This is a genomic window from Novosphingobium kaempferiae (assembly GCF_021227995.1).
Taxonomy (GTDB): domain Bacteria; phylum Pseudomonadota; class Alphaproteobacteria; order Sphingomonadales; family Sphingomonadaceae; genus Novosphingobium; species Novosphingobium kaempferiae.
In genome coordinates this window covers 3,140,662-3,153,481 of the sequence record NZ_CP089301.1, presented here as the reverse complement: position 1 = coordinate 3,153,481, position 12,820 = coordinate 3,140,662, and the positions used below count along the sequence as shown (strand labels likewise).

General features: G+C 69.4%; 16 protein-coding genes. 2 read left to right on the top strand and 14 right to left on the bottom strand.

The features are described 5' to 3' along the window. Positions 1-79 precede the first annotated feature (79 nt). Together LO787_RS14345 and queC are read left to right on the top strand one after the other, a co-directional pair. Positions 80-481, top strand: a complete 402-nt coding sequence (locus LO787_RS14345) for a hypothetical protein (RefSeq protein WP_232491696.1) — start codon at positions 80-82, stop codon at positions 479-481. Between the two features lie 51 nt (positions 482-532). Further along, positions 533-1,228, top strand: coding sequence for a 7-cyano-7-deazaguanine synthase QueC (gene queC, locus LO787_RS14340; protein ID WP_232491695.1), 696 nt, complete (start codon positions 533-535; stop codon positions 1,226-1,228). 143 nt (positions 1,229-1,371) lie between these two features. Here the strand turns inward: queC and LO787_RS14335 are convergent, their stop codons facing one another. From LO787_RS14335 to LO787_RS14270, 14 genes are all read right to left on the bottom strand, one after another. Continuing rightward, positions 1,372-2,394, bottom strand: a complete 1,023-nt coding sequence (locus tag LO787_RS14335) for an OmpA family protein (protein WP_232491694.1) — start codon at positions 2,392-2,394, stop codon at positions 1,372-1,374. A 189-nt stretch (positions 2,395-2,583) separates the two neighbouring features. Then, positions 2,584-3,042, bottom strand: a complete 459-nt coding sequence (locus LO787_RS14330) for a DUF2793 domain-containing protein (protein ID WP_232491693.1) — start codon at positions 3,040-3,042, stop codon at positions 2,584-2,586. Positions 3,043-3,061: 19 nt separating this feature from the next. Continuing rightward, positions 3,062-5,257 (bottom strand): GTA baseplate fiber-binding domain-containing protein, encoded by a 2,196-nt coding sequence (locus LO787_RS14325; RefSeq protein WP_232491692.1) that lies wholly within the window; start codon positions 5,255-5,257, stop codon positions 3,062-3,064. 1 nt (position 5,258) lies between these two features. After that, positions 5,259-5,672, bottom strand: coding sequence for a hypothetical protein (locus LO787_RS14320; RefSeq protein ID WP_232491691.1), 414 nt, complete (start codon positions 5,670-5,672; stop codon positions 5,259-5,261). Continuing rightward, the gene (locus tag LO787_RS14315) at positions 5,669-6,493 is read right to left on the bottom strand and encodes a DUF2163 domain-containing protein (protein ID WP_232491690.1); all 825 of its coding nucleotides are present in this window, start codon (positions 6,491-6,493) and stop codon (positions 5,669-5,671) included. Before LO787_RS14315 ends, LO787_RS14320 begins: the two co-directional genes overlap by 4 nt. After that, positions 6,490-8,838, bottom strand: coding sequence for a DUF2460 domain-containing protein (locus LO787_RS14310; protein WP_232491689.1), 2,349 nt, complete (start codon positions 8,836-8,838; stop codon positions 6,490-6,492). The genes LO787_RS14315 and LO787_RS14310 overlap by 4 nt, the downstream gene beginning before the upstream one ends. Before the next feature lie 11 nt (positions 8,839-8,849). Continuing rightward, entirely contained in the window at positions 8,850-9,407 is a 558-nt protein-coding gene (locus LO787_RS14305) for a tail tape measure protein (protein ID WP_232491688.1), read from the bottom strand. Next, positions 9,397-9,588 carry a phage tail assembly chaperone gene (locus LO787_RS14300; RefSeq protein WP_232491687.1) on the bottom strand — a complete coding sequence of 64 codons (192 nt, stop codon included), beginning with the start codon at positions 9,586-9,588 and terminating at the stop codon, positions 9,397-9,399. The genes LO787_RS14305 and LO787_RS14300 overlap by 11 nt, the downstream gene beginning before the upstream one ends. Further along, positions 9,585-9,905 carry a gene transfer agent family protein gene (locus LO787_RS14295; RefSeq protein WP_232491686.1) on the bottom strand — a complete coding sequence of 107 codons (321 nt, stop codon included), beginning with the start codon at positions 9,903-9,905 and terminating at the stop codon, positions 9,585-9,587. The genes LO787_RS14300 and LO787_RS14295 overlap by 4 nt, the downstream gene beginning before the upstream one ends. After that, positions 9,902-10,309, bottom strand: a complete 408-nt coding sequence (locus LO787_RS14290; protein ID WP_232491685.1) for a phage major tail protein, TP901-1 family — start codon at positions 10,307-10,309, stop codon at positions 9,902-9,904. Before LO787_RS14290 ends, LO787_RS14295 begins: the two co-directional genes overlap by 4 nt. Before the next feature lie 156 nt (positions 10,310-10,465). After that, positions 10,466-10,855, bottom strand: a complete 390-nt coding sequence (locus LO787_RS14285) for a DUF3168 domain-containing protein (RefSeq protein ID WP_232491684.1) — start codon at positions 10,853-10,855, stop codon at positions 10,466-10,468. Between the two features lie 3 nt (positions 10,856-10,858). Then, the gene (locus LO787_RS14280) at positions 10,859-11,023 is read right to left on the bottom strand and encodes a hypothetical protein (RefSeq protein ID WP_232491683.1); all 165 of its coding nucleotides are present in this window, start codon (positions 11,021-11,023) and stop codon (positions 10,859-10,861) included. Beyond that, positions 11,020-11,568, bottom strand: a complete 549-nt coding sequence (locus tag LO787_RS14275) for a head-tail connector protein (protein ID WP_232491682.1) — start codon at positions 11,566-11,568, stop codon at positions 11,020-11,022. The genes LO787_RS14280 and LO787_RS14275 overlap by 4 nt, the downstream gene beginning before the upstream one ends. A 98-nt stretch (positions 11,569-11,666) precedes the next feature. Beyond that, positions 11,667-12,806 carry a phage major capsid protein gene (locus tag LO787_RS14270; RefSeq protein WP_232491681.1) on the bottom strand — a complete coding sequence of 380 codons (1,140 nt, stop codon included), beginning with the start codon at positions 12,804-12,806 and terminating at the stop codon, positions 11,667-11,669. Positions 12,807-12,820 lie beyond the last annotated feature (14 nt).

Here is a 12,820-nt window from a genome sequence, read left to right as displayed (position 1 = left end):
CCATACGGGTGGATGACTTGAAATTCCGGCAGACCCTACCGATACTTGGTGCGACAGGACGGTATCAGGAAGCGATGGAATGAAAACGAAGTCCATTCTTGCGGCGCTGAGCCTGGGCGTCTGTGCGGTGGTGGCCGTACCGGCGCAGGGCCAGAAACAGTCGCTGGGCATGCTCGACGAGCTTGACCATGGCGGCTGGGAACTGCGCGAGCGTGGCGGACCGGTGCACAACATCTGCCTCGACAGCGGGCGGCGTCTGATCCAGCTGCGTCATCAGGGCGTGCCGTGCAGCAGCGTCGTGGTCGAGGACAAGAGCGACCAGGTGACGGTGCAGTACACCTGCCGGGGGCAGGGCTACGGTCGTACCCAGGTCCGGCGTGAGACCGATGGGCTGGTGCAGATCGACAGCCAGGGCATCGCCAATGGCTTGCCGTTCTCGTTCTCCGCCGAAGGCCGCAAGACCGGCGACTGCCGCAGCTGAGCTTTCACTTCGGGATTGTCGGCGCGCCTTGCTGGGCGTAGCGGGGCATTCATGCAGGATATTTCATCTTCTCAGCCGAAGCAGGCCGTCGTGCTGCTCTCCGGCGGGCTCGATTCCATGGTCTCCGCGGGCATTGCGCGCGAGCAGGGCTTTGCGGTCAACGCGCTCACCATCGACTACAACCAGCGCCATCGCCGGGAGCTTGACGCTGCGGCGGAAATCGCGCGCGTCATCGGGGCGGAGCGCCATGTCGTGCTGCCGCTCGACTTGCGCCGGTTTGGCGGATCGGCGCTGACCGACGACATCGCCGTGCCCAAGGAGGGCGTGGGCGAGGAGATCCCGGTCACGTACGTGCCCGCGCGCAACCTCGTGTTCCTCTCGCTGACGCTGGCCTGGGCCGAGGCGATCGGCGCGGCCGATATCTTCATCGGCGTGAACGCGCTGGACTATTCCGGCTACCCGGATTGCCGCCCGGAATTCATCTCCGCCTTTGAGGATATCGCGACGCTTGCGACCAAGGCGGGGGATGAGGGCACGAAGCTGCGCATCCACGCACCGCTCCAGTTCAAGACGAAGGCCGATATCGCGCGCGAGGCAGACCGGCTGGGTCTGAACCCCGGCATGAGCTGGTCCTGCTACGATCCGCAGCCTGACGGCAATGCCTGCGGCCTGTGCGACAGCTGCCGCCTGCGCAAGGCGGGCTTTGCGGATGCAGGACTGGTGGATCCCACGCCTTACGCGGCCTGAACCACCCTCCCGGATAAAAACAAAAGGCCCGGCGGAGATGATCCGCCGGGCCTTCTGTTTTTGGCTGATACGCCATTCCGGCAGGCAAAAGAAAAGGGGGCCGGATTGCTCCGACCCCCCGATCTTTACCGTTGCCGGTTCGCTTACATGCCCGAGCCGGGACCGTAAGTGATCTCGACGCGACGGTTCTGCAGCTCGCGCACGCCGTCCGCAGTCGGAACGCGCGGGTTGGCTTCACCGAACGCCTGGCTCGAGATCGAACCGTCGGGGATGCCGTGGCTGGTCAGGTACGAACGGACCGAAGCGTTACGACGCTCCGACAGGCCCATGTTGTACTTCGGCGTACCCGAACGGTCGGTGTAACCGGCCAGCATGATCGGCACGCTGTCGCAGTTCGCGTAGGCGCTGACGGCGCTGTCGAGGATGGTCGAAGCCTCAGGCGTGATGTCCGACTTATCCCAGTCGAAGAACACGATGTACGGGCCCTTGTTGCACACCGGAGCCGGCGGGGGCGGCGGAGGCGGGGGGGGCGGCGGAGGCGGCGGCGGCGGCGGGGGCGGCGGCGGAGCAGCTTCCTTGCCACCGAAGTTGTACGCCAGGGTGCCGAGCAGCGAGTGCGAACGCCAGCGGGTGCTGATGTCTTCGCCAGCCGGGCCGACCAAGTCGACGTTCTGGACGTTCATGAAGCGATACTTCAGACCCACGTCCCAGTGCGAGCTGAGCGGAGCGCGGATACCCGCGATCGCCTGCCACGCGAAGCCGCTGTCCGAATCGTCGATCACGTCGGCATGGACGCGAGCGACACCGGCGCCGCCGCCGACGAAGCCCTGAAGGCCATCGTCCGGACCGAAGTCGAGCAGGCCGTTGACCATGAACGACAGGTTGCTGACGTCAGCTCCACCGCTGTTCTTGATGGACGCCTGACGATAGCTGGCTTCGGTTTCCAGACGGAACGGACCGAAGTCGTAGCCAAGAACGGCACCGCCGTCGAAGCCCTTGTTGAAGTCGATCGCAGCCGCGTTGTTAACGCCATCGACGCTAACGTCAGCGTCTTCGACGATCATGCCGCCGAAGTCGAGTTGCAGATACCACGAGTCGTCGCGCGCCAGCGCGGGAGTGGCGATGGCGGTCGAAGCCAGCGCCAGTCCAAGGACGAGTTTCCTCATACGTTTCCCCTACTAAGAGATTTGGAGCCACCGAGTGCGAGAGTGTCTAACCCCTTGGCTTTCCGTGTGCAAGCGCACATTGAGCGCGACTGTTGCAAATATGTCGCGTTATCGGGGGCTTGGTAGGCCACTGCACCCTCACTCAACTGAATCTGCAACACCCCGAAGGCCCCTTGTTTTTTGCACCCGTCAAGCCGCGGGCAGAATACCCAAGGCCTGGAGAGCCGAGACCAGATCGTTGATCGCGGTCCGAGCAACCCCATCAACATTCGTCCCGCCAACTGGTTCCACGGGAAGCGAAGCTTTTCTCCAGAAACCGAAAAACAGCATCTCGGCACCGCGCGAGCGATCGAAGACGCGCATGCCGTCGCGGGGCGGGATGTACACCCAGCCCGCGCCGCGGCAGACCGCTATGGAGCCTTCCGCATCGGCCCAGTCGCCAGTCGCTCCGGGCGCGACCAGCCAGGCGTCGCCTTCTGCGGAAGTTTCCGGAGGTGTTGCGCGTTCACCCTCCACGCAGGAGTGTGCCAGCGCGTCGGTGAGCATGAGCGCCTCGTTGACGAAGACCTCCTTCTGCGCCTGCGCCGCGTAGAGCAGCGGCAGCGCGAAACGCGGAGTGACGTCGGCAAAGTTCGGCAGGTCGGACATGGGAAAGGCTCCTTGGTGGTCAACTGAGGGTGCCGAGCAGAAGGGGAAGCGAGAGCGCGTGCGTGCCCTGCTGGCGGACATGGATCTCGGCGTGCGGCGCGGACGTGGCGAAGCGGACGACCGTCGCGGCATCGATGTCGAGCGTCGGCGATGTGCTCGTCCACATCGCCAACGGCGCGTCGAGCGGTCCCAGCGTGACGAGATAGCGCTCGGCCTGTTCGACGAGGGGCACATCCACGCCGTCCTGCCAAGCCCAGCCCCCGCGTGCCCGGCGCGTCCAGGACAGCAGCAGGCCGTCGTCTTTCGTCACGATCATGCGTGGATGCACGGGTGCCAGGGGGCGCTGGCCGATGCCGTCGAGATGAAGCGAGGCTGTGGCCGGGGCATCGTCGCCACGCCCCAGCGCCACCACCTGTCGACCCGGCGACGATCCGAGCGTCGATGCATCGACGCGCACAAGGCTGTTGTCGAGGAGCACGAAATCCTCGTTTTCCCTGTGAGCCGCGATGGCCGTTTCGGTTCCGGCCCGGCCACGGAGCAGTCCTTCGAGCCGCCAGCGACCGGCGCCGATAGGGACGGCACCGAGGAACTGGACTATCTCCTCGCCGATCAGAGCGAGGTTGGCGCCGCGCGAAATGCCGCCGGTGTCGGTTGCTGCAAGCTGCATAGCGGGATCGACGAGCATCACGACAGGGCACGAGGTCCGGTCGAACAGCAGCGGGTTCGCGGGAGGCAGTGGCGACGCTACCGTCCCGATGGTCGCCCGCATCCGGCCGCTGGGGCCGAGGGGGTGGAGCGCACCATCGCCATGATCCGCATACAGGGCGGCCCCGCTCCATCCGGCGCTTGTCGCCGAGACGGCGGCAAACGGGCGCGGGGCATCGGGCGAGCCGGTTGCGGCGTCGAAGGGCAGCTCGAATGCCACCAGCCGGGTCTGGCCCGTCTCCGTGTCGAGGGGTGGGTTCGGACGTCCGGGATCGGATGCCAGGTCCGGCGTCGTTGCGACCGTGGGGGGGAGGGCGCGTTCGAGATGCAGTTCCACGCCGCTGTCGCGCCATTCCCACTCGCGCACGCGCCAGTGTCCGTCGATCCCGGGGAGGGTGACGAGTGTGCCCGGCCCGATGCGCGGGTCGAGTTCGCAGGTGCGCCAGGAAATGCGGTCGCGGTTCCAGTCGATGCGGCGCGCGGTGCGTTCGATCAGCGCGCGGGCGGTGCCGGCATCGAGTGCGGCGGGCAGGTCGATGCCGGCGGGCTCGCCCGGAATGCTGCGGCCCGTTGCGCGCTGGAGGCTCGGTTGATGGTCGCGATCGACATCGTAGTAGCGCAGGATGGAGGGCGGGCTCTCGGGTGGAGGGGCGCGGTGGCGGGTGAAGCCGGTTAGTGCGCCGAAGTCGCCATCTCCGCTGGCGATGGCGGGCTCGGGCAGGCAGATTGCCGCTTCCTGTCGTCGCTCGGCGGCGATGACGAGGTGTTCGCCTGCGGCATCGATTTCCAGCGGGGTGATCTGGTCGAACACCTGGAGGTCGGCGGCGGGGCTGCCTTCGCTGGTGTAGCCGGACAGGCCGGAGAACGGGAGGTCGGCGTCCACGTCCTCGATCACTTCGCCGATCATGTCCCGCAGGCTGAAACCGTCGTCCGCAATTATCTCGAACGTGAGCGAGGGGATGCGGTTGTAGAAGCCGGAGAGGTCGAGATCCTCGAACACGACATACGCCAGCCCGCGATAGGCAGGGCATTGCCCGGGGCCTTCCGCTGCGACGATCAGCGGATCGGGCTGTTGGTCCCCGGCTCCGGTGTGGACACGCAGGGTGCCTGCGGCCTTGAGATCACCCGCCGCGCCGCGCAGCAGCTTGCCGTCGGCCCAGATGCGGCCGATGGCGCGGATCGGACGGCTGGCCAGCGCCACGGCGAAGCTTACGGAATAGGCGTAGGTGGTGAGCGAAGGGCCGCCCTTGCCGCTGCCTTGCGCCTCGCTGCGCTCCACGAGGTCGGTGGCCCAGATCACCGAGCCTGCCGTGCGCATGCGGCCGAAGTGGCGCGGCAGCGTCTGGCCGTAGCTGGACGTGGTGACGGCCAGTTCCTTGAGGCGCGGCCCCTGCCGTCCGGCCGAGCCAAACAGCGCCGCGTCGAACTGGCGGCCGACCAGCGAGCCGATAGCTCCGCCGAGGGGGCCGCCCAGCATCGAGCCGAGACTTCCGAAAACGAGCGTCGCCATGTCAGTTCCTCGAATGGGGGGAGAGCCGCCAGTGCGCGACGCGCAGCCACTCCGGCGGCAGCGGGGCGAGCGCGACCTTGCGCAGCCCGGCGTGGGCGTGGACCGCGGTCATGGGAGAAATGGCGATGGCGAGGTGAAGCTGGCACGGTGAGACGCGCAGCATCACGACGTCGCCGGGGATCAGGGCGCCATCCGCTTCGTTCAGCCCGAGCATCGCCGTCGTGCGTTGCAGGTCGGGCAGGCGACGGGCGCGCAGGGGATAGCCGTTGGGCAGGCGCGCCGGTCGTCCGGCCCGCGCCAGCGCCGCTTCGAGGACGCCGATGCAGTCGAGCCCCGAAGCGGGATCGCGGCCATGCAGCCGGAACGGCGTGCCGACGAGGGTGAGTGCCGCCGTGGCAAGGTCGGCCCCCGTCACTGTATCGGGTCCGGGTAGCGGGTGAGCATGTCGTTGCCGGGCAGGTGTGGTTCGCCCCGGAAGTTGACGGCATTGCCGAAGCGGTGCGCGCAAGTGCCGAGCGTGTGGGCGCAGCCTTCGCGTAGCAGCGCGGGAGTGCCGGGAGCGATCCCGGTGTCGATGGGCGTGTCGAGTAGGAGACCTCCGGTCGTATCGCCACCGATCGCGCCTATCGTCAGTCCGGCCTGCGGGCCGTCCATCCAGCGCAGGGTGCCGCCCGCGTATAACGCCGCATCTAGTGTCTCCGCGAAGCGTACCGTATTGGCGCCTGCATCGACGGCGGCGAGGCGGAATTCGCGGGTGAACTTCCACGGGTTGAGATTGCAGCCGGGGCCGCAGAAGACTGCGCGGCAGGTCGGGCTGGTGCGCGGGGTCGGGTCGCGGTGGAGTTCGGCCTTGCGGGATATGAGGTCGGCGGAGAACGCGCCGTCCTCCTCGGTGATCGCGCCGATGGTGCCCGCGTAGAGGACATCGCGCTCCAGGCTGTCCCAGTCGACGAGGCCGATGCGCACCTGCGCGCCGTCGAAGCGGCCTGCGGCAAGGTCTGCGCTGTCGATCGCCTCGTGGCTGAGCGAGCCGCGCACTTCGGCGCTGTCGGGCTCGAAGTCGGCGCACTTGCGGATCGAACTCGGCACCATGCCGGGCGAGGCGCGGTGGAGCACGCCGTCGAACCACAAGTCCCGGTCATGCGAGGTGAAGCCCAGCGTAACCCCGTCACGGCGTAGGATGCGCCAGAAGGTCGCGGCGGTCTCGAGGTCTGCGGCGAACCAGGGGCGGGTCATGACGCCTCCCGGATCTCGACGACGGGCACGCTCGGCGCTTCCCCGGCGGCGAAGGCGGAGCCGGAGACTTCGAGGCTGTCCTCGGCAAAGCGGACGGGGACGTCGAAGAGGAATCCGGCGTGTACGGCGGCTCCGGCGGACGGGGCTTCCTCGAACGAAACGATTCCGCCGTCGAGCAGTCGCCAGTTGCCGACCTGCACCACCCCATCGACCGAGAGCAGGAGGGTCGCGAAGTCAGGTCGGGTGATGCGGCGAAGCTGCGCGTCGTCGTCCTCGCCGTAGCGCTTCACCAGCGGGAAGTCGGTGGCGAGGCCGTTTCCGGTGCCGATCCGCTGGTCGAGCGGGCCGGGCGTGCCGACCATGCCGCTGGAGCTGAAGTCGCTCGGATCGCGCAGGCGAAAGCCGCGCGCCGGGCCCCGGCGGGCGCGGAAGAAGGCGATGAGTGCGCCCAGTTCCGCCTCGGACCTCACGCCGGGGCCCACGTCGAAGCGCAGCCGCGCGTTCGACCACAGGGAATTGCGCCGCTCGAAGCCGGAGGCCGTGACCGAGACGCTGGTGGAGAATTCGGGCACCACGGTCGCGTCGCGGCCGAGGGCGAGGGGGTAGAGCACGTCGTCGAAGGCCTGCATGGCTTCGGCTCCTGACTGGTCGGAAGGGGGAGGGGGCAGGCGCGTGTATCCATCGCGCGCGATTTGCGGCAGCGCCCAGACGACGACTTCGTGCGGGGCGCGGGACAGGGCTTCGTCGATCCCCGCGTCGATCCGCCGCCACTGGTCGCGCTGGGCGGACGTGAGTACGAAGCCAGCGAGGTAGTCCTGTTCGTGCGGGGGATAGCCCAGCCGCTCGTCGACTTCGGCGTAAGCCTTGCGACGCAGGCCGTCCGCTCCGGCGGTGAGCCAGTCGTAGTCCTCCACCTGCAGCCGGTCGAACGCGGGCTTGGCCCAGCCAAGCGGGAGGTTGGCGCGCTTAAGTTCGGGCATGTCGGGCGCGAGCAGGGTGGGGGTGAAGACGAGCGCCAGAGCCTCGACCGGAGCGGGCGCGACGGCGGCGCGCACGGCGGTGACGAGATCGGCGGTCGATTGCGCGAGCATCGCACCGGCTTGATCGAGGAGTGCCTTCTGCGGGGCAGACAGCGGCGCGCGCATGTCGGCGATGGCGGGCGGATTGCCGCCGAATGCGGCCTTCGCGGCATCGTCGTAGAGGCAGATGCGGCCGTCGCCGAAGGTCCACCACCATGGCTCACCCACCTGGAAGCGAACGGGCGCGCCTGCCTCGACCATGAGCGCGGCGAATTCGGCGCCAATGCTTTGGAGCCACGCCATCGCATCGGCATTGGCGGGCGAGAGCAGCGTGGAGGGCGGATCCCAGCCGGTCAGCGCCGGATCGCCGCGATGGTCGCGCTGCTTCCAACCTTCCGGGCAATGCTGGTCGAGCAGTTCGTAGGACAGCGAGGCGACCGGGCTGAACCCGGCGGCGATGCACTCGGCGAAGAAGGCGCGGTGCCATGTGCGCGTCGGGTTGTTGAGCGGATCGCCGGTCCCGCCGGTCAGGAACGCACCATGCGCATGGGCGAGCCGGAAATAGTGGCTCATGCCGACGTAGTGGATCATCGAACCGCGATAGCCGAGCTGGCGCGCGCTGCGGATCAGGCGCGCCGGGGTCTGCACGCCCTGATCGTCGTAGCCGGTGGCGATGGCGAGCCCGTTGGCGGGCATCGCCACGTCGCCGATCTCCAGCATGGCGCGTGCGCCATCGGTGGCGATGTCGGAAATCTCGATCCAGCCTTCGGCCTCGGCGGGCAGGGCATCGGTGCTCGCGCCGTCGTAGCCGGGCGGAGCGAAGGAGATGAACATGCGCTCGATCGCATGGGGCCAGACGCGGTCAGCCTCGGCGGGGAGGGTGAAGCCGCCGTCGAGCTGCGAGAAATCGAGCGCGACGACCGCGTCCTCGCCGGTCCCCTGCGCATAGTTCCAGAGCCGGACGTACCACGTCCGCGCGGCGCCGTGCCGGTCCCGCCCCTCCACCGTCAGCGTCGGCCCGTTGCCCGCGTCGAGCGGGATCACGCCCGACGAGCGCCAGCGGAATCGCAGCGACGTATGCACATAGTCGCGGTCGGTGCGGTAGGCGAGCAGCGGATGGTCGAGCGTGTCCACGCTGTCCCAGATCAGCCCGCCGAGGTCCGCGCGGCGCAGGAACGAGGCGTCGACGCGCAGCGATGCCGGGCCGGTCGAGACCACCGTCGCCACCATCGGGCGGGGGAAGTTGACAGTCCAGAAGCGCGGATCGAAACGCATGATCCAGTCGCTCGCCTGACCTTCGCGCTTGCTGGCGAGCCAGAATGCCATCGGGTGTCTCCTCAGTTCGAGAGGGCGCGGCGCACGGCGCTCGCGACCTGCCGGGACGAGCGCTGGAGCGACTGCGGCGCGCTGGCGCCGCGCGGTGCGGAGAGGTTGATCGCGACGCGCACGTCGCGCGCGCGTCCGCTGCCGGTCTCGATGCGTCCGGCGGAGGTCGGCACGAACAGTTCCGGCCCGCGCTCGCCCACGACGTAGCCACGCCCCGGCGAGACATTGCCGCCGGTCGCGCGCCCCGGAAGACCGAGCGCGCCGGTCAGCAGGCCCGAGAGATCGAGGGCACCGCCCGTACCGCCGCCGACCAGCGCAGAGGCGAGCGTCTGTGCGGCCTGCCCGGCGATGGCGTCGAGCGCGGAGTTCGCGGTGCGCTTGAGGTCGTCGAAGCCGAGGCTGCCCTTGCGGATCGCGCCGGAAAGGCCGCGCTCCAGTGCGTCCCCGGCGCGGGTGAAGCCGGAAACGAGGTTGCCGTCCACCGCGCCGCGCATCTGCGCGATGTCGCGGGCGAAGCCGTCGGTGCCGGCGCGCACTTCGACGAGGAGGCTGTCGATGTCATCGTCCATGATCGTCTTCCATCAGCTTGTGCAGGGCAGCCCGGTCGAAGCCGGATGCGGTGTCGGCGGTCAGCAGGCCGAGCGCGGCGGCGAGTTCGGCGGGGGTGGCGGCCCAGAATTCGGGCGGTCGCCAGCCCAGAACGCGGGCGGAAACGCCGCACAGAGCAAGGGCCGCCGCTGCGAACGTCATGCGCTGCCCTTGAGGATCTGCCCGAGCAGCACCCGCAGCGGCGCGGCGCAGGCGGCAAGGCCCTGCGCGACCACCGCTGCGCCCACCGTCTCGCGTTCCGGGCGGTCGCCATCGGGCAGGCAGTGCCAGAACAGCGCGGTCATCTCGGCAAGGCGCAGTTCGCCCGCTCCGGCACGCTCGACGAGGGCGAACAGCGGGCCGAGTTCCTCCTCGGCGGCCACCAGCGCCGTGAAGCTGGGGCGCATGACATATGCAGTCCCGGCGATGGCGAGCGCGCACTCGCCGCGAAGGGCGTTGGGCAGGGCGCTGGCCGTCATGCCGGGAGCACCTGACCCGAGCTTTCCAACTGCAGCGTGTAGTTGCGCTCGCCGTTGAAATCGCCCGCGTAGTCGAGGCGCTGGACGAGGAACCTGCCGCGCAGGCGTTCGCCGCCCTCGAAGCTCAGTTCGTAGTCGTCCAGCGTGCCGGCCATGGCGTTGGCGCGGACCTGTGCCTCCGCCGCGCTGCCGAGGAAGATCCCCGCCGCGCTGACCGAGACGGAGCGCACGCCCGCGCCCGACAGCAGTTCGCGCCAGCCGCCGCTGTCCTTTGACGTGACGACCACCGCGTCGCCGGTGACGGACATCTGCGTCGTGCGCAGGCCCGCGACGGTCTGGTAGGCGGCGGGGGCGCCGCCGTTGGAGATCTTGAGGAGGAAGGCGCTGCCTTTCTGGGCGGGCATGGTGGGTCTCCTTGGGGTATGGGGAATAGCGTCGTCATCCCGGCGCATGCCGGGACCGTGGGCAGTTCTTGAGGAGGAATCTGGCGTCGGGGCGCCGCGTGCTTGATGGTGCGTCTAAAGACAGCCCACGGTCCCGGCATGCGCCGGGATGACGGGTCAATCGGCCAGCAGCCGGAAGCGGTATTCGAGCAGGATCGCGCGGCGGTTGTCGGCTCGCTGTTCGGCGCGGGCGCGCAGGAACTGGGTGGTCGCGATGTCGAAGCCCGCCTGTTCGCGTGGCAGGCTGACCACCCGTGCCTCGATGGCGGATACGAGGTTCGCTGCGGTGTCGGGCGCGTCGCCCCGGCAGTGGAGTTCCAGCGCCACGCGCACCTCGCGCCCGGTGGCGGTCTTGCAGCTCCAGTCGGTGCTGGCGCTTGATGCGATGGCGAGCCAGGGCAGGCTGGTGCGCGAGGGCGCTTCCTCGACCACGGCGTTGAGGCCCGCGGCGAGCGTCGCGTCGGCGGCGAGCCAGGCGATCAGGGCGGCGCGAAGGGCGATTTCCATGGCTTATCCTTTCGCGAAGAGGGGCCAGACGAGCCCGGCGTGGCGCCAGCGGCTGTCAGCGTTGCGGGCGGCGAGGTGGCGGCTGGTGGCCCGCGCGGTGGCGAGGGCTACAGCCTTCGAGGCGAGCCGCCGGGCGAGGGCGTCGAAGTCGGTCGTGGCCTCGATCACGCGAGGCGCATCCGGCGCCAGGGCCGCCACAGCGCCGCGACCGAGGCGGGGGGCAGCGGGGCCGCGCCCGAAGTCTCGCGCTCGCGGTGTTGGTGCGCGGCGAGGCGGACGACGCCGTGGCGCAGCGATTCGGGCAGGGCGTCCCATTCCGGCGCGTAACCGGCGGTGAAACGCACTGCGACGCGGGCGCGGCCGTCGTTGAGCGGCAGGCGGACGCGGCCGGTGCCGTCGGCGCCGAGATCCGCTTCCCAGCTGCCGGGCGCGAGCGGGGTGCGGGTGCCGTCCGCAGCGACGGCCTCGACGGCGGAGATCGCGAGCACCGGACGGGTCGAGAGGGGGTGCCAGCCCGCGCAGGGCGGCAGCATCTCCTCGCACTCGGCCTCGATGGGCAGGGTGCCGGTGAACGCCTCGCAGGTGTCGAGCGAGGCGCCGAGCAGTGCGGTCAGCGCCGCATCGTCGCCGCCGATGGCGATGCCGAGCCACTGCTTGAGTTCGGCCAGCGCCGGGGACGGCAGCGCGGCCGGCGATAGGATGACCCGGTTCATGGGTGACTCCGATGTGAGGGGGAAGAAGAAGGTGCCCGCGCCGCCGAAAGGGCGGGGAAGACGGCGCGGGCCTCGACCGTTTCAGGTCGAGATCGGGGTCAGGTCGAGATCTTGAGCAGCTTGATCGCGTCGGAATCGAGCACCTGCCCGCCGATGCGCTTGGTCGCGTAGAAGTGGACGAAGGGCTTGTTGGTGAACGGATCGCGCAGGATCGAGGTCGCGGTGCGCTCGGCGATGAGGTAGCCCGCGCGGAAGTTGCCGAAAGCGATCGGCAGCGCGCCCGCCGCGATGTCCGGCATGTCCTCGGCCTCGACCACCGGGTAGCCGAGCAGGCGGTTGGGCTGGCCTTCGAGCAGGCCCGGCTGCCACAGGAACGAGCCGTCCGCCGCCTTGAGCTTGCGCACCTGCGCCAGCGTCTTCGAATTCATCACCCAGCTCGCGCCCTGGCGGTGCCCGGCCTTGAGCGCATGGACGAGGTCGATCAGCTTCAGTTCCGGCGAGGCGTCGAAGCCGCTGGCGTTGGCCGAGACGATGTGCTGCAGCGTGCCGAACGCGCGGGCGCCGTCAGCCGCCGTGCTGGTCGTGCCGGTCAGGAAGCCGCGCGGCTGGTTGGTGCCGGTGCCGGTGACGAAGGCGGCGCCTTCCGCGCGGGCGAATTCCATCGCGATCTCGTCCGCCAGCCACGACTGCACGTCGAAGGCAGCATCGTCGAGCATGGCCTGGCTCGCCGCCGGGTTGGCATAGAGTTCGCCCGCCGGGGGCGCGATCTCGGCGAAGCTGGGCGTCGCGGTCTCGGCGCGGGCGCCGGTCTCGCTCACCCACCCCGAGGCGGTGCCGCCGGTGGTGATGAGCTTGCGGTAGCCCGCCGAGCCGGTCTGCACGACCTGCGCGATCGCGCGGATCGGGCTGATGGCCTTCAGCCGGGCCGAGATCAGCGCGTCGATCTCTCGCGGGACGGCATAGCCGCCGTCCGCCGCCACCGCGCCGGAGAGCGACTTCAGCTCCGTCTCGCGACCGGCGCGCAGGTAGCCCTGCACGAAGCTCTTCACCTCGATGCTAGGCGCAGCGCCCGCGCCGTCGATGACCGGGCGGGAAGCGGCGCGCGACACGCGGTCGAGGCGGGCCTTCACGTCGTCGACGTCGCCGCGCAGCGCGGTGACGGCGGCATCGGTCGCGTCCTGACGCGCGACCAGATCGAACGAGGCGTCGATCGCCTCGACGGGAGTTGCGGATTCCATGGGGTAGGCACCTT

Bases quoted from the DNA above. Each gene is read 5' to 3' on its own strand.
- LO787_RS14300 (WP_232491687.1), bottom strand. From the start codon at position 9,588: ATGACGTTCGCAGCGGCGGCCCTTGCTCTGTGCGGCGTTTCCGCCCGC.
- LO787_RS14290 (WP_232491685.1), bottom strand. From the start codon at position 10,309: ATGCCCGCCCAGAAAGGCAGCGCCTTCCTCCTCAAGATCTCCAACGGC.
- queC (WP_232491695.1), top strand. From the start codon at position 533: ATGCAGGATATTTCATCTTCTCAGCCGAAGCAGGCCGTCGTGCTGCTC.
- LO787_RS14345 (WP_232491696.1), top strand. From the start codon at position 80: ATGAAAACGAAGTCCATTCTTGCGGCGCTGAGCCTGGGCGTCTGTGCG.
- LO787_RS14295 (WP_232491686.1), bottom strand. From the start codon at position 9,905: ATGACGGCCAGCGCCCTGCCCAACGCCCTTCGCGGCGAGTGCGCGCTC.
- LO787_RS14325 (WP_232491692.1), bottom strand. From the start codon at position 5,257: ATGGCGACGCTCGTTTTCGGAAGTCTCGGCTCGATGCTGGGCGGCCCC.
- LO787_RS14270 (WP_232491681.1), bottom strand. From the start codon at position 12,806: ATGGAATCCGCAACTCCCGTCGAGGCGATCGACGCCTCGTTCGATCTG.
- LO787_RS14330 (WP_232491693.1), bottom strand. From the start codon at position 3,042: ATGTCCGACCTGCCGAACTTTGCCGACGTCACTCCGCGTTTCGCGCTG.
- LO787_RS14305 (WP_232491688.1), bottom strand. From the start codon at position 9,407: ATGGACGATGACATCGACAGCCTCCTCGTCGAAGTGCGCGCCGGCACC.
- LO787_RS14315 (WP_232491690.1), bottom strand. From the start codon at position 6,493: ATGACCCGCCCCTGGTTCGCCGCAGACCTCGAGACCGCCGCGACCTTC.
- LO787_RS14285 (WP_232491684.1), bottom strand. From the start codon at position 10,855: ATGGAAATCGCCCTTCGCGCCGCCCTGATCGCCTGGCTCGCCGCCGAC.
- LO787_RS14275 (WP_232491682.1), bottom strand. From the start codon at position 11,568: ATGAACCGGGTCATCCTATCGCCGGCCGCGCTGCCGTCCCCGGCGCTG.
- LO787_RS14310 (WP_232491689.1), bottom strand. From the start codon at position 8,838: ATGGCATTCTGGCTCGCCAGCAAGCGCGAAGGTCAGGCGAGCGACTGG.
- LO787_RS14335 (WP_232491694.1), bottom strand. From the start codon at position 2,394: ATGAGGAAACTCGTCCTTGGACTGGCGCTGGCTTCGACCGCCATCGCC.